Source organism: Paraflavitalea soli (assembly GCF_003555545.1).
Classification (GTDB): Bacteria; Bacteroidota; Bacteroidia; order Chitinophagales; family Chitinophagaceae; genus Paraflavitalea; species Paraflavitalea soli.
Genome location: NZ_CP032157.1, coordinates 5028582 through 5047209 on the forward strand (window position 1 = coordinate 5028582; position 18628 = coordinate 5047209).

Genomic DNA, 18628 nt, shown 5'->3' on the forward strand with positions numbered 1-18628 from the left:
TTTATCCCTGTCCGTAATTGATATATGTAGGTGTTTCCAACGGTTCCTGCTTGCGGTAGTTTTCTTTCTTTTTGCGCTGAATGAAATATTTAGCATTTTTGTTACTCGTTCAATATTCATTATGGCCAAAGCGAAGCAAAAAGAACAACCTGTAATCCTGGTTACCAACGATGATGGCGTTACTGCACCGGGTATCCGCAACCTGGTAGAAGCGGTAAAAGACCTTGGAAAGATAGTAGTGGTAGCGCCTGATAAACCGCAATCGGGCATGGGGCATGCCATCACTATCGGCCAACCTTTACGGCTCACTTCAGTTCAATATTTTGAAGGTGTAGAAGCCTACCAGTGTACAGGCACGCCTGTAGATTGTGTTAAACTGGCGGTAGACAAGGTATTGCACCGCAAACCGGATCTGTGTATCAGCGGTATCAACCACGGGGCCAACCATTCCATCAATGTTATTTACTCTGGTACCATGTCGGCGGCCGTGGAAGCAGCCATCGAAAGCATTCCCTCCATCGGCTTTTCTCTCCTGGACCATAGCATCGAAGCTAATTTTGACGGGGCCCGCAAATATGCCCGCATCATCGTACAGCAGATGTTGAAGAAAAAGGTGGACAAACACACGGTACTGAACGTGAATATACCGGCGGTAGACGAATCGCTCATTAAAGGGATCCGTATCTGCCGGCAGGCTTATGCCAAATATGAGGAAGACTTTGTGGAGCGCAATGATCCGAATGGCCGGAAGTATTACTGGTTAACGGGCGAATTCGTCAATTTTGACAAGGGAAGGGATACGGATGTATGGGCTTTGGAAAATAATTATGTGAGTCTGGTGCCTGTACAATTTGATCTGACGAATTACGTTCTAAAAGACAAACTGCAAAAAATGTGGAAATTCTGATGTTCAAGAAAGATAACCTCCGCTTTGGTATGCTGATCGGCTTTATAGCTCCCCTGCTTAGCCTGGTCATTTATTATTTTGTTAAGTTTTACCCACTCTATTCAGTTAGTGACTTCTTCCGTTTTGTAGCGCAGAACAAGAACCAGGTTACTGCTATCTCTGTTCCCTGCCTGATACTGAATATTGCCCTTTTTACCTTTTACATTAATACACACCGGGACAAGACAGCCAAGGGTGTTTTTGCCATCACGCTCATTTACGCTATTGGTGCATTGTTGCTGAAGTTTGCGTTGTAAAAAGGCAACGAGGCAGCAAGGCATTGAGGCAACGAGGCGGCTCTCGGGCTGTGACACGCTTCTTTTCGTTCGGGTAGCCCCCATGGGGCAAAAGAACTTGCCTGGATTCATTTCTACAAAGCGTGGTCTCTAAAGGGGCAAGAATACCTTTTTCATGACCCTACCAAGCGATACCCTGAAGGAGCAAGAACAGCTCTCCGACCAGCCAACATCATTATTCTGTTCGTAAACTCTTAACGGGATTAACCAAGGCGGCCTTGATGGTTTGTATTAAAATAAGCGCTCCGGTAAGGCAAGCCAGGGCTACGATGGCCAGGGTAAACGGGGCTGCGGTTATATCGACACGATAAGCGTAATCGCTGAGCCATTGCTTCATGAGCAGCCATGCAACGGGACAAGCTACCAGCGCTGCGATCAGCATAAGGGGCGCAAAATCTTTGAGGAAAAGCATGATGATATTTTGTATGGAGGAACCCAACACCTTCCTGATTCCTATCTCTTTGGTGCGCTTTTGTATGCTGAGTGAAACAAGTCCTAATATGCCCAATAATACGATAATGATAGCCAACACGGTAGCGGTATAGGATGCCTGCTTCAGCTGAATTTCCGAACGATACACAAACTGTAAGGTTTCATCCATGAACTTGTATTCGAAGGGAGCGCCGGGCATGGCGGCTGCCCATTGCTTTTGCAAGGCGGCCAGGACATCGGCCATATTCCCGGGCCTGAGCCGGAACGACATATAGCGATACCTGTTGGTAGTCGTTACATGTAAAAAGGCCATCGGAGAAATAGCTGTCTGCATGGAGCCAAAATGGTAATCCTTCACTACGCCGGCGATTGTATAAGCAAATCCCCCGCCGTCCTGTAATGCGGCCTGCTTGCCTACTGCCTGTTTCGCATCGGACCATCCCAATGCCAGGGCAAGGGTTTCGTTGATCACTATTTTGGTGGAATCGGTATAGTTGCCTGGCAGGCTATAAAACTCCCCTGCCACAACGGGTATATTGTAAGCACCGGCATAATATTCATCGGTGGTAAGCACCAGTGAAGAAATTGAGGCGGCTGCATTGGCGTCTGGCTTGTGAAAAGTAATATTGCCAATATTGGCCCCATCGGGAATTTCATATGAGAGGGTAGCATTTGCCACCTGTGGCAACGCAGTGAAATCGCGGCGCACTGTTTCCATCCTGCGAACTCCTTCGGGAGACCAGTTGCGGGGAAGTTGGGCAGATACCACATAATCTTTGTTGTAGCCCAACTCGCGACTGAAGAAGTAATTGACCTGCCGGGCAATGATCGTGGCTCCGCTAAATACGATTATGGCGGTAGCAAACTGGAAGGCCACGAGGGATCTACGGAACCAGCTATTCTCTTTTACAGATTGGAGCTTGCCCTTTAAGGAATCAACAGAGGGAAGGGATGATAACCGGAAAGCAGGATAGACGCCTGCCAACAGACCAACAAACAATATCAATACAAGCATCACTCCAATAAAATACAAGGGGAATTCATGCAATGCCGGCAATTCCTTACCCAGGATATGGGTGAAGAGATCGGCGGTCAGCGCATACAGGAATAAGGCCAGTATGGTGGACAAGGATACGAGTAGGATGGATTCTGCCAGGAACTGGATAGTTAATTGCCCTTTCAGGCTGCCCAAAACCTTACGCACGCCTATTTCCCGCATCCTGGCCGATGACCGGCTGACGGACATATTAATAAAGTTGATAATAGCCATGAGCAGGATAAAACAAGCTATTCCGGATAACGCATAGAGCATTTTTTTGATCAGCCCATTATTAAACGAAAAGTAAAAGTTGTTCAAAGTGGTAAGGTAAGGAGTTACACCCTGGGCCAATTGGGGCGAGACATTCTGTTTGAGCAGGTGCGCCATAGGCTGTAACAGCTGGGCTGGTTGTATGCCCGGCTGCAATTCTACCATTCCCACTATAAAAGGATTGTTCCAATCCATATTGCGCCCAAAGAAAGGGAGGGCGGTAAGAGGTAAGAACACCTGGTTGTTGCCATCATCGGTGAGGCGGGTAACGGTATTCCTGCCATATTTATTCAATACGCCCTTCACTATAAAGTCATGTTTGGACCCGGCAAAATTCTCAATAGTGATGGTCTCTCCTACAACGGCTGTCTTGCCAAAATACTTTTGGGCTATTTCGGTGGTGATGACTACAGAAAACGGATCGTGCAGGGCTGTTGCTTCATCACCGTGCAGTAATTGAAAGCCATACATGCTCAACAGGGTGCTATCGCCAATCTGCAATTTCTCCCGGAAGCTTTTATCCTGCCTCGATACGATGGTGGTAACGCCGTCAAACCGGTAATAATTGGCAACCAGGCCGGGATAGTTTTCCCGCAGGGCTTTTGCCAGGGGGCCAAAAGTAGCCAACTCAAAGCCCTGGTTGGCATCTTTCCACTTGCTTTGGATGATGTATTGGCGGGTTGAATTTTTCAGTTGGCTGTTTACCTGCCATTCATTCCACACAAAAGCCATTATTACCAACGTAAAGGCAATACCAACTGAGAGGCCAGCTATGCTCACCATGGCATAAAAGGGATGCCTGATGATGTTGCGCCAACCGATCCTGCAAAAGTGTTTAAACATACCTGGTGATTGAAGTGCTACAGGGAGTTAATGATGCCCGGTAAGCTGCTTTTTGAACCAGAATCGTACCTCTTCTATAGGAAATTGATTATCAATTTTTTGTTATTTCACCTGACTGCTTAAGCTGTCCGGTTTCGATACAAGGACTGTCCGGAGGAGACCCTCTCGCCGGCTGGCTTCTTTTAGTTACTTTGCAGGCCGAAATGTAAAGAACTGTATGCGTTATTATATGATAGCCGGAGAAGCTTCGGGCGACCTGCACGGAAGCAATCTCATCAAGGAATTGAAAAAACTGGACGAGGCGGCCACCATCCGTTGCTGGGGTGGCGACCTGATGGAAGCAGCCGGCGCTGAACTGGTAAAACATTACCGTGACCTGGCCTTCATGGGATTTTTGGAGGTAGTCAAAAACCTGGGCACCATCCTGCGCAACCTGAAACTGTGCAAGGAAGACATCTTACAATACAAACCAGATACACTGATCCTGATCGATTATCCCGGTTTCAACCTGCGTATTGCAGAATGGGCCAAAGAACAGGGCATCCCGGTGATCTATTATATTTCCCCGCAGGTATGGGCCTGGAAAGAGAACCGTGTGAAGAAGATGAAGACATGCATTGACAAAATGCTGGTGATCCTGCCTTTTGAAAAAGACTATTACCGGGATAAATGGAACTGGGAAGTGGAATATGTAGGGCATCCGTTGGTGGAGGTGGTGGAGGAATACCAGAATACAGAATATAGAATACAGAATACAGAAGGAGGAAAACAGGAAAAGCCCATTGTGGCCTTGCTGCCTGGCAGCAGAAAACAGGAGATCTTGAAGAAATTGCCCATTATGCTGGCTATCACTAAGGACTTCCCTGATCTGCAGTTTGTGGTTGCGAAAGCACCGGGTCAGGATGCTGCTTTTTATGATACTTTGCTGCAGGGTTATCCCAATGTCTCTTCGGTGAGTGGCAAGACGTATACGTTGCTGCTGCAATCGAAAGCAGCCCTGGTAACCTCCGGAACAGCTACGCTGGAAACGGCCCTCTTTGGTGTGCCGGAAGTGGTTTGCTACAAAGGGAGTGCTATTTCGTACCAGATAGCCAGGCGGCTGGTTAAGGTCAAGTATATCTCTTTGGTCAATCTCATTATGGATAAGTTGGTAGTGAAGGAGTTGATACAGGATGCACTTACTCCCGACAACCTGCGGCAGGAGCTCAATGAGCTGCTGCACAACCCAGCCAGGCAGCAACAATTGCAAACGGATTATGCGGCTTTAAAAGAACTATTAGGAAAAGGCGGCCATGCTTCGGCCAAGGCAGCGGCGAGTATTGTAAAGTTCCTGAAGGGAGGCGCCTGAGAATTATTAATTATTGATTACTGGCCTACATCCGGCTATAACGATATTTTTAAATTACTTATTAATAAAAAAGGGTGGGCTGCTTTTAATAGCGGCCCACCCTTTTTATTAATGCTACTACTTATTGTACTAACAATTTCTTCACCAGTACACTTCGTCCCTGGATCACTTTGATATAATAGGTACCAGCCGGAATACCTTTCAGGGGTAACTCCAGGGTTTGACCGGTTGAAGTAACCCGGCGGCGGGACATTGTTTTGCCTTCGGGCGAGATCAGCAGGATCTCTGCCTGGCCAATGGCCTGGGTAAAAATCAGTTGCACCTGCCGGTTCACATCTGCCGGATTGGGTACGATCACATAATCGAAATCGGCTTGTGCGCTTAGCCTGCCCATCCTAATGGAAGAATACACGGCTCTGCCATCCAGATCCACCTGCCTGATGCGGTATTCATACAAAGTATTTGTTTTCACGGCCGCATCGCCAAAGGTGTAGGTATTGCTGCCAGTGGTATTGATGAACGCAATGGTCTCGAAAGTTGCAGCGCCGGATTTGCGTTTTTCAACAGCATACCCCTTTACATTGCCCAGGTCTTCCACTTTCCAGGTAAGCTGCAATGCTTCATTGCGGGGTTTGACGACAAACTCTGTAAAGCGCACGGGCAGGGCAGCATCGGCATAGAGAGAGGACATTGGTATCACCTGTTTAAATACGCGGGGTCCGCTCCATTTTAAATTAATGGTGGAGGTGGCTCCAAAATTGGCCCAGTATTCCAGGCGGATCTTGTATTTGTTACCTGCTATTAAAGGGGTGTCTTTGGCAGTGCCGCCAACGACACCACCATTGCTTCTGTCAATAAACTTCCTGTTGTCCAGGTACAGCACAGCAGTACTGATAGCATTATCAAGGTAGAAGGTGTACATACCCGTTGTTCTGGGCTGTACATATCCTTCCCAGAGCACCGAGAAATTCTGGGTACCTACACCGGGCGCCGGCTCTCCCGTCCAGGAGAAATCAATGACTGGATCTATACGGGTTACTGTGGCAGTACCTGTAAACACACTGGAATTCTTACGGTATTCTCCCCTGAGCCCTTCACCCACAAAGATGGCCGTTTTATCATACACAGCGGTGATGGTGGTATCCGTATTGGGTGTTGTAATAGAGAGTGAAGGATTGGTATTGCCATTACCCCAGCCCAGGAAGGTAAATAAGGTATCATTTATTGTATAGGAAGTCTGGGCTACAATATTACGTATCACACCTTTTACACTTAGCTTGTCAACAGGCGCGCCGGTGATCGTGCCATCAAGGTTGAGCGGAATGGCGGCTATCCTGCCAGCTACGAGTGATCTGATGTGCAGGGTCACTTTTTGAGGAAATACTTCATGGTACACAGTGGATTTAAGACCCAGACTGTTCTCTGCAGTCAGGTAAATACGGTACCATACGGTATCAGACACTTCAATATTGGGCGCCAGGAAAAAGGACCCGGTGACTGCATTGCCCGGGGTAGCATCCAGACCGGGATGGTAATGCTCATCGTGGTGAAAGTCGATCTTCCAGGTGAGTTTGTTGGGAGCCAGCACGCCATCAACCTGGTCTGTGGCCGAGCCACTGAAGGCCAGGAATGAATTGGCAACATAGGTTGAACCGTCCGCCGGTTGAGCGATCACAGGCACAGGAGGCAGTCTTGAAGTGACACGCAGGATGGCCGCATTACTGGTAGCGGTACCGAAGCTATTGGTTACCCGGACGGTTATTGCAGTGCCACTATCGGCCAATAATACATTAGACAAAACGAGGGTTGAAGAATCGGTATCGGGGATATCCACCCCATTCCGCATCCACTGGTAGGTAATTCCCAGACCATTGGCCAACACGGAAAAAGAAGCAGTTCCGCCAACAGAAGTGATCATGGTTTGTGGCTGGGCGCCTATTACAGGAGCGAGTGAGCCGGTATATTCCACTTTCCAGAGAATGCCGTCCAGGTCTTCCTCTCCATGTTGGGGCAAACCACCCCTGTCGAGATAGTAAAATTCGCCTGAAGGTTTTACTGCAAAAGCTACAGGTCGCTTCAGGTTGGACCCAAATACACCAAGATCCTGGTAAGAATCAGGATCCATATACCGGATGGTCTGGTTACAATAATCGCTGTAGAAAAATTTATCGAGGTATTGTACGGGGAAGGTTGGTTGAGCCGGTGCATAAAATGCTGCTCCTACAATAGCGCACCCGTCATCATGGGAATAATATAGTATAGGATTTTGGTAATTATCGGGTGGAGTGGTGCCGGATTGTATAGGGCCTTCCACGGTAGCCCAGCCGTAATTGCCGCCTGCTATTACTTCATTAATTTCCTCGTAAGTATTTTGACCTACATCACAAATAAAATAGCGACCTGTTACGGGATGCACATCTGCCGCAAAGGGATTGCGAAAGCCCAGGGCGTAGATATACCGTAAACTATCGGTCAATACATTATAGAAAGGATTGTCGGTTGGGATGGAACCATCCTTATTCATGCGCAACACTTTACCCAGCTGGTTGTAAATGTCCTGTGCCCATTCAGGATGGCTGGATTCGCCGGTAGCGATATACAGCTTTCCGTCTTTGCCAAAGTTCATGGCCCCGCCGGTGTGGATATCACCAGTCATTGGATATAGGTTGGCCAGGATATATTCTGATCCCAAAGTTTTAGCAACGGGATCAAAAGTAAACCGGCTGACCCTGTTCCTTCGATTGGGCATGGTATAATACACATACAGGTGGCGATTGGTAGCAAAATCCGGATCAAGGCAAAGATGGGTTAGTCCCATTTCGCCATCGGTCATGATAGCTGCTGAAATATCCATCAGGGGTGTGGCCAACAACACATCATTCTCCACTAAAAAGACCTTGCCGGTCTTATCGGCAATAAAGAGGTATTGTCCGTCGGAGGAGAATTCCATATCGGTGGGATTCAATCCTTCTGCCACTTTAGTGGCCTGGAAACCGGCAGGAAATGTTTGAGCAGTTAGCTGGGCGTAGGTGCATAGCAATGCTATTGCAACAAATAATAATTTGTACAAAGTCTTCATCTGGAATACATTTAATTGTGCCTTAATGGCTGTAGCCAAAAGCGGAGATGTGGATTTTTAATCGGAGGATTTCAGTTGGACTTAGATTGTAAGTAGCCAGTATAATACAAGGGATATCAGGATGAAAGAGTTGACTTAAAGGGGGTGGGGGCAAAAGTAATAAATAAAATGAAACAAAGATGCTTTCGTCTATATTAAAATGTTAGACATCAAAACGAATGCCATCGACATTAATAAGTAATTAAAAACAGATTAATATATTGAGTGAGGATTTAATGCTTTCTGAAAACAAACAATTTAAGTATGATAATGATAAGCCCTACGAGGAACATGAAGAGGGAAATGCGGTTGATGCCATGCATGTATTGCATCCATTTGGTATGAGGAGCATTGGGATCTCTTTTCTTTATGTAGAAGTATTCGGCCAATTGTCGCAGTACGCCCATAATTCAAAATTATCTAGTACACAAAATTACGACAATATATGCACCGCCCTGCAAAACTCCTTCTATAGCAACACAAGGCCAGGCGAGGAACATAGTCAGCTATAAGTGAGCAATGAGATATTCGTTACTATAGGTTAACGCAATAGAAGGTCTGGCTGCTTGCGAGCGCAGTATAAATAAAGGGATGCAACCAATTGAAGAGGATCGTTTCATACATTATTCCACAGCCATGGTGTGGATCTTCCATCTTTCCAGTTTGTGCAGGTTGCGGGTAAAAAAGCTGGCTACAAAACCCGGGAAGCCAACGGCTTTTAATTTGCCCCTTACCTGCACCTTCATATCCTCAACTGTAATGTTGCGTACGGTGAATCGGCCATCCTGGTAACAATGGCTACAGTACATCACATTCCTGCTGCCATCGGCATTGGTGCCTCCACCGTGGTCATCCCGCTTCATCGGCATTCCGCAGGATTGACAGTTTTTGTACACTCGTTCCATGCAGTTGAATTTGAATACTTACAAGATAATAAATTCCGCTGGAAATCGCTCCGGATGCGGGTTTTGTTTTTATTCACACCTGCATTTCCTCATACAGTCTTCCATCCTAATCCTTATCGCCTTGAAACCCATTGCCTAAGAACAATGTGGTAAAAAATATACATCCTGCTCTTTTGCTGATTGTCACCTGGCTGACAGTCTTTAGCCATCGTGGCCAATACCTTTGTAAAAAATCACACCATGCGTACGCTATTATCCTTCTTACTGGTATTCCTTATCGCTCAGGGTTCTTATAGCCAGGATAAGCCAACCGGCTTATCAGCCGGCGATGCCGCTCCCTTGTTTACCGGCAAAGACCAGGCTGGCAAAACTGTTTCTTTAAAAGATCAATTAACAAAGGGGCCGGTTGTACTGGTCTTTTATCGTGGGTACTGGTGCCCCTATTGCAACCGTTACTTAAAAAAGCTGGAAGACTCGCTGTCACTGATCACCGGCAAAGGCGCCAGCCTGGTGACCATCACGCCCGAAAAGCCGGAGAATATCGCCCGGACTATTGATAAAACAAAAGCTACTTACGCAGTAGTGCATGACGAAGGTTTGAAGATCATGAAACAGTACGGGGTGAACTATGCCGTAGACGAAAAAACAATTGAACAATACAAGCAATACAAAATAGACTTCAACGAAGTCAATGGCAGCAACGGCACAAATCTGCCTGTTCCTGCAGTATACGTGATCAGCAAGAAAGGGAAGATCATATACCGTTTCTTTAATAGCGACTATACCAAGCGCCCGGCTGTGGCAGAGATACTGGCGCAATTGTAAATAAGCTTACTACCTTTAGTTCCTAAATCATCAGGCATGTTAACGGCTAATGAGATCAAAAGAAAGGTAGGAGAACAGGCGGCTGAACTGGTACAACCGGGTATGACAGTGGGGATAGGCACAGGCTCTACAGCTTATTGGCTGGTGATGGCGCTGGGTGAAAAAGTGCGCCAGGGACTGGATATCCGTTGTGTACCTACTTCCCGGGAAACAGCCAAGCTGGCCAGCGAACAGCAAATTCCCCTTATAGCACTCAATGATGCAGCTGTTATTGATATTACCATTGACGGGGCCGATGAGATCGATCCGCAAGGACAACTCATCAAGGGCGGCGGTGGAGCACTGCTACAGGAAAAGATGGTAGCTGCCGCCTCCCGACAACTGGTGATCATTGCCGATCATACCAAGCTGGTAAAACAACTGGGCGTCTTCCCCCTGCCCGTAGAAGTCATTCCTTTCGGATGGAAGCAAGTACAACGGCATATTGAAGCCTTGTATTCCATCAAAAGCATCTTACGTACAAAGGACGATCAACCCCTGGTTACAGACCATGGTCACTATATCCTCGACTGCCATTTTAACCAGATAGCAGATGCCCCCGCTCTCAATATTGCCCTCAACACCATACCCGGTGTAGTAGATAATGGCCTGTTTATCAAGATGGCTACCTGTACGATCATAGGTTATCCCGATGGGTCGGTGAAGGAGTCTGGAGTAGATTAGATTTTATTTTGTTAAATTTGACTATATCAGATTATACGGGTATGGGCAAAGCAAAATTTACATCAGAAGATCATATCTACCTGCAGGTGGCCGGTGGCATTGAACAGATGATCGCAGAAGAGGTATTGAGGATTGGCGACAAGCTCCCCTCTGTACGGGTGCTGAGTGAAGAATACGGCATCAGCATGGGCACTGCTTTCCAGGCTTATTATCACCTGGAAGGAAAGGGATTGATAGAAGCAAGGCCCAAATCGGGTTACTATGTTCGTTTCAATCATCGCCGTTTTCCGGCAGTACCCAATGTAATACAGCCGGAACCGGTAACGAGTGAGGTGACGGTGCAGGAAATGATCATGCGGATTTTGAGGGATATCGACGCCCATGATATGGTCAATTTTACGCTGGCTGCGCCAGCGCTGGAATTATTGCCGGCTGCCAAGCTGAATAAGTCGGTAGTATATGCCCTGCGCAATGGAAAAGACCATTGTATCGGTTATGAGAACACACAAGGCAATGCGGACCTGCGCAAGCAGATCGCCCGGCTTGCTTTTAACTGGGGCGGCAAGGTCAGACCTGAAGAAGTGGTGATCACCTCGGGCTGTATGGAAGCGATCGTATTGTGTTTGCGGGCAGTCACGCAACCCGGTGATACGGTAGCGGTAGAAGCACCTGCTTATTTTGGCATTTACCAGGTTATTGAAAACCTGGGACTTAAAGTAGTGGAAATACCTTCTGATCCCACTACAGGCGCCGATCTTGACTGCCTGCAGCAGGTGATCAACGATATGCCTATAAAGGCCTGCCTGCTGGTGCCCAACTTCAATAACCCTTCCGGCAGTTGTATGCCGGATGAACACAAGAAAAAACTGGTAGAGATGATCACCAGGCTCAATATCCCACTGATCGAGGATGATATCTACGGTGAATTGTATTTTGGCAGGCACCGTCCCAAAACCTGTAAATATTATGATACCAAAGGATTGGTGATGCACTGCTCCTCCCTTTCCAAATCGCTGGCGCCCGGCTACCGGGTAGGCTGGATATTACCGGGTAAATTCCTGGAGCAGGTAAGTGCGCTTAAAATGATGCATACGATCAGCAGCCCCACCCTTACGCAGGTGGCCATCGCCCATTTCCTCAGCATCGGCCGGTATGAGTACCACCTGAAGAACCTTCGCAAAGCCCTGCATACACAATGTCTGCGTTATATACAAGGGGTGATGCAATACTTTCCGGAAGATACCAAGATATCGCGCCCGCAGGGAGGCTTTGTATTGTGGATCGAACTGAATAAGAAAGTGGATACTTATAAATTATGCCTGGAAGCGCTGAAACACCAGGTATCGGTAGCGCCGGGGCGTATCTTCTCCAACAGTTGTAATTATTCCAATTACCTGCGCATTGGATATGGAAGTCCCTGGGATGATAAAGTAGAGAAAGGATTAAAAACGCTGGGCAATCTGGTGAAGAAAATGATGTAAGGGGGTAAGTCAGCTATTCAAAATCATAATCCAGCAGTTCCCTGGGATGTACACCCAGGCCTTTGGCCAGTTCTACAATAGTAGACAATTGAATATCAAATTTCCCGTGCTCGATCTTTGATATGTTGCTGTTGTCCAGACTGCACAGCTCTGCCATTTCCCGGAGGCTAAGCTCTTTGGCCTTACGAAGGGCATGCAGGTGCTCGCCAAAGCGAACATTCATTTTACTGGTTACTTTTTTTTGTGTTTGTGTAGCCATAACTTTTAATATCCCTCTAAAGATAAGGTACATTTTCGTTCAAAAGCCAGGAATACCGGCCTTCCCTAGCTGCCATATACCATATATACGGTATGCCTGCCTGTTAAGATGCTCCTGGAAGAGGGGTTATTTGGCCAGGCAAGGGTTTTTTCCTAAAAAAATTGCGGTTGTTTGATACCGCTTAGTGATATATGCCGTATATTTGATCCAGTTATATTCTGCAGAAGGATTCAATATTCAGAGCACCCAACCAATTCACAAATCATAATTTGATTTTTCTCATCAATTTGCTGTTGATAGTATGTCCATGGCCGGGCCATTTATTGCAGCAATATAATATTTCGGGCTTTTTATCGCGCTTTTCTTTTATCACTACCTGGTAAGGCTCTGGGGGCTCATCTTACAGTAAGAGGTGGGTGGGCCCTTTTTTTACCACTTAATGATTCGTATCATGGACTATCAAACATTTACGGCTAATGATGCGATTGCCTTACAACTGCGGGCAGACAATATTCATGCCTACCAGTTTATCCTTGATCAGTTTTCGCCGGCACTCTGCTTTTTTGCTACGCGGCTTACCGGCGATGAATGGGCAGCAGCCCATATTACAGAACAGGTAGCATTGAAGTTATGGGATGAGCGGAAAAGATTCTATAGCGTAGCTGCCATCCGGGATTTTCTGTATGCCAGTGCAAGGGACGGCTGTTTCCGGTTTGTAAAAAAGCATCAGTCACACCTAAAAGATGACCTCACCTGGTTGGCCATATGGCAGAAAACGGAAGGCTATATACAATGTGAGATCATCCGTGCCGAAGTGTTGAGGCAGGTATCCAATAATATAGAGCATTTACCGTGCTTGCGGATAAAATTAATTTAAACGGTACCCTCTCTTAAATCTTTGTCCATGCAAAAAAGTAATAAGCGTATTACAAAACCCACCAAAGAAAGGTTGAAAGAAGAAGAAAAGTTACAACCTTTACCGGTGCTGTCAGATTTCTGTGATTCCTATCACCTGCATGAAGTAAAACAAATATTATGGGACTGGCTGGTTACTGCCCTTGGAAAAAGCCATAGCATTTATGATGAAGGGAAAGAACGTAGCAACCTGTTCTTCTTCTATGAAAAAGTGGAAACATTGATAGAAGCGGTCTATGTGATCCATGAGCAGGAGGAAAAAGCCAGTCAAAGTAAACAAGCAGGTCCCAAAGGCAAGCCGCCTAAGCAATCCCCATCCTGACCGACAGCCGCTGCCTTATAAAAATACTTTCACTTCTGTAGCATTCAAATGCTGGCCCTGTGTCCCGGCCTTATTTTTAGGGATGAGGAACCGGCATCTCTTTGTAGCAGGATCAAAATAATAACTGGTTTGATCCAACACTTCATCCGGATGACCGATCATCAGTTCCTTGCCATTTACAGTAATTTTTGAAGGCTGCTTATGCAAGTGAAAGGCAAGCAAGTATTCGCTGACGCTGGAAGTATAAGTACCTGCAGCCGCCGCAATGGTCAGCTTTATTTCCTTGCCCGTAGCGGTCACCTGCATATTCGTAAGGGCATTTTCTCCCTGTTGGTAATCCAGGCTCTTCCCATCATCTTCATACAAGGTAAAGTTTCCCTTGCCAGGATATATATCCAGTGTTAGTCGATCCACTTCTTTTTCACCGGTATAGTTCATCACCGGCTGTGAAGGAATGATGCTGCCTGCCTTTACAAATAGCGGCATGGTATCGAGGGGCGTTACTACATGAATGTATTGTTTGCCGGTGTAAGTTTTACCTGTCCAGTAATCGTACCAATCGCCTTGCGGCAGGTACACGGTCCTTGTTTGAGCACCCTTGGTGGTCACGGGACATACCATGATGCTTTCACCCAGCAAGTACTGGTCGCCAATATCGTATACATTCCTATCGTCCTGATAATGCAGCACCAGCGCCCGCATCAGCGGCATACCGGTTTTGTATTGTGTCCAGGTGGTACTGTATAAATAAGGCTGCAGGTGGTAGCGCAGGGAATCATACTTTTTGAAATTGCGCAGACCATCAGCGCCATAATTCCAGGGCTCTTTATAACCGGGATGGTCCATGCCGAATACGGTAGCTATCGGACTCAGTAGTCCAAACTGGCACCAGCGTATGTACAATTCAGGATCGGCATTGTGTTCAAAACCTCCCATACAATGGGCCCAATAACCCACACCGGAAAGACCAATGTTCAATCCGGCTTTGATCACAGCCGGGAAATACTGCCACTCACTGGGCCAGTCGCCGGCAAAGATGTAAGGATAACGTTGGATACCGGCATAACCCTCACGGGTCTGGTTCAAACCGCGCACACCATTGTATTGCTGGAACTTTTCAAAAGGGGCTTTGGCGTAAGCGATGGGAAATACATTGTGCAATTTTTGTACGGCTTTCCCGGTTGGTCCTACTTTATCGCTTTCATTGGCCAGTGCGCCAAAGGCGCTGCCTTCATCTGTCTTTAAGAATTTAGCTCCTATAGATGCTACCCGCATTACGCCATGCTGCCACCACCAGTTCACGGCATTGGAATCGAAGTAATTGACAAACTCGCCGGCATAGTCGCCTTCTTTATAGGTATAACCCAGTTGCTGGGCTGTATCGAGTAAACGTATCTGGTTGCCATTGTCGAAGCGGGGCCGCAGGTGCAGGCCTGCCATCTGGTAACCCATGGCATACAGGCTATCAAACATGGCTTTGGGATTGGTGAAGGTTTCGCGCCATTCAAAAGAGGTGGCGCCTTTGCCGCCTTTTTTTCCAAAGATGCGCCAGGTCGAATCCAGCCAAAGCAAGTCTACGGGTATGCCCATCTCTCTTAATTTCCTGGCCAGTGCTATTACATACCTGTCGGAGCTCATTTGCTCATATCCCCAGGTACCACCGGAATAAGTACCCACATGCAATCCTAAGGCAAAGCGGGGCAATAAGGGTGAGCGGCCGGTGAGGGCTGTATATTGATCCAGGATAGTGGGGAACTGGGGGCCATAGATAAAATAATAATCCATTTCACCGCCCGGTGCAGCAAACCGGTATTCGTCGTCGTGCGTGGCGCCCATGTCCCAGGAAGTGGCAAAGGAGTTATGGAAAAAGATAGCATACCCCTGTGTGCTCAGGAAGAAAGGTATGGGCGAATAATTTGCTTCCAGGATATTGTAAGCACCCACAGCATGGGGCAGTCCTTTGCCACGCCCTACATTAAGGTTGAGTTTTTTACTGCGCTGGTTCAGAAAATCCATGCGTTCACCAAAACCAAAGAACTGCTCATCGGGCAGGCATTGTTTGGTACAGCTTACTGTATCAGCCTGGCTTTGCATGCCTCCCTGGCCTGTGGTTACTTTTTCTGAAGACAAGAGTTTCCCTGCAGCAGAATAGATATCTATACGGCCAGCTGTTTTATAAAGTCTTACCTGCAATTGAGTCGTGGTCAATAAGAAATACGCCGGCAATATTTTTACCTGCACGCTGACGGCAGGCCATTGGTATTGCACCACCATCCAGGGTTCACTGGCTTCGAAGGTCCTTGTCCAGCTACTACGGATGCGTACCATGCCCGGTGTACAAAATTCCAGTTGCACATCTGCATTAGAAGCGGTAAAGTGGAAAGTGTTGTCTTTACGTTTAAAGCTGCCTTTGATATCGCCGATACCGGTATTGGCTGCCAGAGAGAGGGTAATACACTGAATGACCAACAATAACAAAATTCTGTTATACATGCAATCGTTACTTTAATGAAGATACCTTAATTGGTGGTTTGCAATGTAAAAGAAGCTGAGGGTACAACCATCCTGTAGCTACAGGATAGTTGACAACACAGATATGGTAACTTACCCTACTTGTATCCTGTATGAAACGATCCTTTCTTTTTTGTTGTTTGCTATGGAGTTTGCTGCCCGTTCTTGCGCAGGAGGCCACAGGTGGCATGCAGGTGCAGCATCTCCTTACCTTCAAAAAGAAAACATTACTCTTTCAGGATGATTTCAGCAAAGGACTGGATACGACTGCCTGGAGATCGGAAATAGATACCCAGGGTACTTCTTCCGTTTATGTACGGCAGGGGCAACTGGTGCTGGATATCAAAGGAGGTGTAACCACCTGGCTGAACAAGCCCTTACAAGGGAATATCTTAATAGAATATAATCGTACGGTATTGCTGGATGGCGGGATGCATGACCGGGTATCTGACCTGAACCAATTCTGGATGGCAACAGATCCACGGAATGCTAACCTGTTTACGCGGACGGGTGTATTTGAATCCTATGATTCGTTGCAGCTGTATTATGCAGGTGTGGGCGGCAATACAAACACCACCACCCGTTTTCGCAAATATCATGGTGACGGGCAAAAACCATTGGTACAGGAGTACCTGGACAAAGCGCACTTGCTACAGCCCAACAAAACCTACCATATACAAACCATTGTATACAATGGCATCACGCAGTTTATAGTAGACGGTATTCCTTACTTCACCTACAAAGATGCCGCGCCATTGACCAGCGGATATTTTGGTTTTCGCTCCACGGGGTCGAGGCAGGTGATTAATGAGGTTAAAGTGTATAGGATTGAATGATTTTTTTCAGGGTGAGTCACCCTGCTGGGCGGCCTTTGCAGCGCTGCAGGGTGGTCCACCCTTTACCACCTTTAGGGTTTTACTTCCCCCACCAGCACTGGCCAGTTGGGATCGGATACGTGAGCCTGCTGCATATAGGTAGCAATTTGCTTCACCACCTCCGGATGATCAGCAGCTATATTCTTCTGCTCGGCAGGATCATTTTTGAGGTCATATAATTCAATCGGGCCATCTTTTACAGTTGATACATTCAGTCTCACCCCTTTCCAGTCGCCCCAACGCACAGCCTGCTTTCCACCTTGTTCATGAAACTCCCAATAGAAGTATTCATGGGATGGCTGCGGCTGACCGGTTAGCGCAGGCACAATGGAAATGCCATCGATGTTTTTCCATACCAGGATATTGGCCAGTTGCTGAAAAGTAGGGAAGAGGTCCCACCAGGCGGCAGGCTGATCATTGGTCACCCCTGCTTTGATGGTCCCTTTCCAGTTGGCAATAAAGGGCACACGGATACCTCCTTCATACATATCGCGTTTGATACCGCGGAAGCCGCCATTGCCATTGAAGAATTTGGGATCGCCGCCGTCTTCGCGGTGCGGACCATTGTCACTGGTGAAGATAATAAGGGTATTATCGGCCAGGCCATTTTGCTGTACATAGTGGTATACTTCTCCCACATACCTGTCGAGCCTGCTGACCATGGCGGCAAAGGCTGCATGGGGATAAGGCTCAAAGCGTCCTTTGATGGGACCGGTTGGTACAGGTAAAGACTGTTCGTTGAACAATTTTACATAGCGCTGGTATACGCTGTCGCGCGGTACATCCAGGTCGCCATGAGGCAAGGTATAAGGTAGGAAAAGAAAGAAAGGTTTACGCTTGTTCTGTTGCAGGAAGTCCATGGCAGCGGCATGTATCTTATCGCCGGAATACATCACATCGCCGGTGCGGTTGGCGGGAAATTCAACACGCCGGTCATTGTCCCACAGGTGATCCGGGTAATAGTTGTGTGCTTCGGACTGACAGTTGTAACCATAGAAACGATCGATACCCTGCTTCAGGGGTTCTCCGGTAGAACCGGGATAACCCATACCCCATTTACCAAAGGCGCCGGTTACATATCCTGCCTTTTTCAATACCTCGGCTATTGTGAGGGAAGAGTCGGGCAAAGGAAACTGGCCTTCGGGTTGAAAACCCCGGTTACCACGAATGGGTGTATGACCGGTGTGCTGGCCTGTCATAAGGCTGGCGCGGGAAGGGGCGCATACGGTAGTGCCGGAATAAAATTGGGTGAACCGCATACCAGTAGCAGCCAGTTGATCAATATTGGGTGTGGTCGTTTTCTGTTGGCCATAACATCCTACATCGCCATGGCCCAGGTCATCTGCCACGATCAAAATTATATTGGGCTGCCGGTTGCGGGTATTTTTTTGCTGAGCTTGTGTGATTCCGGAATTTGCGAGAAGTATGGGTAAAAGCAGCGCAGGAACAAGATGTTTCATGAGTTTCAGTTAAACCATCTGCAATATAAAAGAAAACCTGGTAGCATCAGCCACCAGGTT

Annotated in this window: 16 protein-coding genes; 9 read left to right on the forward strand and 7 right to left on the reverse strand. The window is 47.2% G+C overall.

What is annotated here, in order from left to right:
• Positions 1-121: 121 nt before the first annotated feature.
• Together surE and D3H65_RS18845 are read left to right on the forward strand one after the other, a co-directional pair.
• Positions 122-907: a 5'/3'-nucleotidase SurE gene (gene surE / locus D3H65_RS18840; RefSeq protein ID WP_119051792.1), complete on the forward strand. Its 786-nt coding sequence runs from the start codon at positions 122-124 to the stop codon at positions 905-907.
• Positions 907-1203, forward strand: a complete 297-nt coding sequence (locus D3H65_RS18845) for a hypothetical protein (protein ID WP_119051793.1) — start codon at positions 907-909, stop codon at positions 1201-1203. Before surE ends, D3H65_RS18845 begins: the two co-directional genes overlap by 1 nt.
• A gap of 214 nt (positions 1204-1417) precedes the next feature.
• On the opposite strand, the gene D3H65_RS18850 is transcribed toward D3H65_RS18845, so the two are convergent.
• Positions 1418-3826 (reverse strand): ABC transporter permease, encoded by a 2409-nt coding sequence (locus tag D3H65_RS18850; protein ID WP_119051794.1) that lies wholly within the window; start codon positions 3824-3826, stop codon positions 1418-1420.
• A 217-nt stretch (positions 3827-4043) separates the two neighbouring features.
• Between D3H65_RS18850 and lpxB the strand changes: the two genes are divergently transcribed.
• The gene (gene lpxB, locus D3H65_RS18855; protein WP_119051795.1) at positions 4044-5174 is read left to right on the forward strand and encodes a lipid-A-disaccharide synthase; all 1131 of its coding nucleotides are present in this window, start codon (positions 4044-4046) and stop codon (positions 5172-5174) included.
• Between the two features lie 121 nt (positions 5175-5295).
• On the opposite strand, the gene D3H65_RS18860 is transcribed toward lpxB, so the two are convergent.
• From D3H65_RS18860 to D3H65_RS18865, 3 genes are all read right to left on the reverse strand, one after another.
• Complete coding sequence (locus D3H65_RS18860) at positions 5296-8253, reverse strand: PQQ-dependent sugar dehydrogenase (RefSeq protein WP_162915714.1); 2958 nt, start codon at positions 8251-8253, stop codon at positions 5296-5298.
• A 272-nt stretch (positions 8254-8525) separates the two neighbouring features.
• Positions 8526-8699, reverse strand: coding sequence for a DUF6728 family protein (locus tag D3H65_RS32975; protein WP_162915715.1), 174 nt, complete (start codon positions 8697-8699; stop codon positions 8526-8528).
• Positions 8700-8915: 216 nt separating this feature from the next.
• Entirely contained in the window at positions 8916-9197 is a 282-nt protein-coding gene (locus tag D3H65_RS18865; protein ID WP_119051797.1) for a zinc ribbon domain-containing protein, read from the reverse strand.
• A gap of 240 nt (positions 9198-9437) precedes the next feature.
• Here D3H65_RS18865 and D3H65_RS18870 point away from each other — a divergent pair, with 240 nt between their 5' ends.
• The 3 genes from D3H65_RS18870 to D3H65_RS18880 are packed head-to-tail and all read left to right on the forward strand — an operon-like array spanning position 9438 to position 12226.
• Positions 9438-10022, forward strand: a complete 585-nt coding sequence (locus D3H65_RS18870) for a peroxiredoxin-like family protein (protein ID WP_119051798.1) — start codon at positions 9438-9440, stop codon at positions 10020-10022.
• 36 nt (positions 10023-10058) lie between these two features.
• Entirely contained in the window at positions 10059-10745 is a 687-nt protein-coding gene (gene rpiA / locus D3H65_RS18875) for a ribose-5-phosphate isomerase RpiA (RefSeq protein ID WP_119051799.1), read from the forward strand.
• Positions 10746-10786: 41 nt separating this feature from the next.
• A complete protein-coding gene (locus tag D3H65_RS18880) occupies positions 10787-12226 on the forward strand; it encodes an aminotransferase-like domain-containing protein (RefSeq protein ID WP_119051800.1) in 1440 nt (479 codons plus the stop codon).
• 13 nt (positions 12227-12239) lie between these two features.
• Here D3H65_RS18880 and D3H65_RS18885 read toward each other — a convergent pair whose 3' ends face one another.
• Positions 12240-12485: a helix-turn-helix domain-containing protein gene (locus D3H65_RS18885; protein WP_119051801.1), complete on the reverse strand. Its 246-nt coding sequence runs from the start codon at positions 12483-12485 to the stop codon at positions 12240-12242.
• Positions 12486-12936: 451 nt separating this feature from the next.
• Here D3H65_RS18885 and D3H65_RS18890 point away from each other — a divergent pair, with 451 nt between their 5' ends.
• Positions 12937-13362 (forward strand): RNA polymerase sigma factor, encoded by a 426-nt coding sequence (locus tag D3H65_RS18890; protein ID WP_162915716.1) that lies wholly within the window; start codon positions 12937-12939, stop codon positions 13360-13362.
• A 27-nt stretch (positions 13363-13389) separates the two neighbouring features.
• Positions 13390-13722, forward strand: a complete 333-nt coding sequence (locus D3H65_RS18895; protein ID WP_119051803.1) for a hypothetical protein — start codon at positions 13390-13392, stop codon at positions 13720-13722.
• Between the two features lie 15 nt (positions 13723-13737).
• Here D3H65_RS18895 and D3H65_RS18900 read toward each other — a convergent pair whose 3' ends face one another.
• Positions 13738-16215, reverse strand: a complete 2478-nt coding sequence (locus D3H65_RS18900; protein ID WP_119051804.1) for a glycoside hydrolase family 31 protein — start codon at positions 16213-16215, stop codon at positions 13738-13740.
• A gap of 131 nt (positions 16216-16346) precedes the next feature.
• Here D3H65_RS18900 and D3H65_RS18905 point away from each other — a divergent pair, with 131 nt between their 5' ends.
• Positions 16347-17069, forward strand: coding sequence for a DUF6250 domain-containing protein (locus tag D3H65_RS18905; protein WP_162915717.1), 723 nt, complete (start codon positions 16347-16349; stop codon positions 17067-17069).
• Positions 17070-17140: 71 nt separating this feature from the next.
• Here D3H65_RS18905 and D3H65_RS18910 read toward each other — a convergent pair whose 3' ends face one another.
• A complete protein-coding gene (locus D3H65_RS18910; RefSeq protein WP_119051806.1) occupies positions 17141-18568 on the reverse strand; it encodes an arylsulfatase in 1428 nt (475 codons plus the stop codon).
• Positions 18569-18628 lie beyond the last annotated feature (60 nt).

Excerpts from the sequence above, each read along its gene's own strand:
- surE (WP_119051792.1), top strand. The coding sequence starts at position 122 with ATGGCCAAAGCGAAGCAAAAAGAACAACCTGTAATCCTGGTTACCAAC.
- D3H65_RS18845 (WP_119051793.1), top strand. The coding sequence starts at position 907 with ATGTTCAAGAAAGATAACCTCCGCTTTGGTATGCTGATCGGCTTTATA.
- D3H65_RS18850 (WP_119051794.1), bottom strand. The coding sequence starts at position 3,826 with ATGTTTAAACACTTTTGCAGGATCGGTTGGCGCAACATCATCAGGCAT.
- lpxB (WP_119051795.1), top strand. The coding sequence starts at position 4,044 with ATGCGTTATTATATGATAGCCGGAGAAGCTTCGGGCGACCTGCACGGA.
- D3H65_RS18860 (WP_162915714.1), bottom strand. The coding sequence starts at position 8,253 with ATGAAGACTTTGTACAAATTATTATTTGTTGCAATAGCATTGCTATGC.
- D3H65_RS32975 (WP_162915715.1), bottom strand. The coding sequence starts at position 8,699 with ATGGGCGTACTGCGACAATTGGCCGAATACTTCTACATAAAGAAAAGA.
- D3H65_RS18865 (WP_119051797.1), bottom strand. The coding sequence starts at position 9,197 with ATGGAACGAGTGTACAAAAACTGTCAATCCTGCGGAATGCCGATGAAG.
- D3H65_RS18870 (WP_119051798.1), top strand. The coding sequence starts at position 9,438 with ATGCGTACGCTATTATCCTTCTTACTGGTATTCCTTATCGCTCAGGGT.
- rpiA (WP_119051799.1), top strand. The coding sequence starts at position 10,059 with ATGTTAACGGCTAATGAGATCAAAAGAAAGGTAGGAGAACAGGCGGCT.
- D3H65_RS18880 (WP_119051800.1), top strand. The coding sequence starts at position 10,787 with ATGGGCAAAGCAAAATTTACATCAGAAGATCATATCTACCTGCAGGTG.
- D3H65_RS18885 (WP_119051801.1), bottom strand. The coding sequence starts at position 12,485 with ATGGCTACACAAACACAAAAAAAAGTAACCAGTAAAATGAATGTTCGC.
- D3H65_RS18890 (WP_162915716.1), top strand. The coding sequence starts at position 12,937 with ATGGACTATCAAACATTTACGGCTAATGATGCGATTGCCTTACAACTG.
- D3H65_RS18895 (WP_119051803.1), top strand. The coding sequence starts at position 13,390 with ATGCAAAAAAGTAATAAGCGTATTACAAAACCCACCAAAGAAAGGTTG.
- D3H65_RS18900 (WP_119051804.1), bottom strand. The coding sequence starts at position 16,215 with ATGTATAACAGAATTTTGTTATTGTTGGTCATTCAGTGTATTACCCTC.
- D3H65_RS18905 (WP_162915717.1), top strand. The coding sequence starts at position 16,347 with ATGAAACGATCCTTTCTTTTTTGTTGTTTGCTATGGAGTTTGCTGCCC.
- D3H65_RS18910 (WP_119051806.1), bottom strand. The coding sequence starts at position 18,568 with ATGAAACATCTTGTTCCTGCGCTGCTTTTACCCATACTTCTCGCAAAT.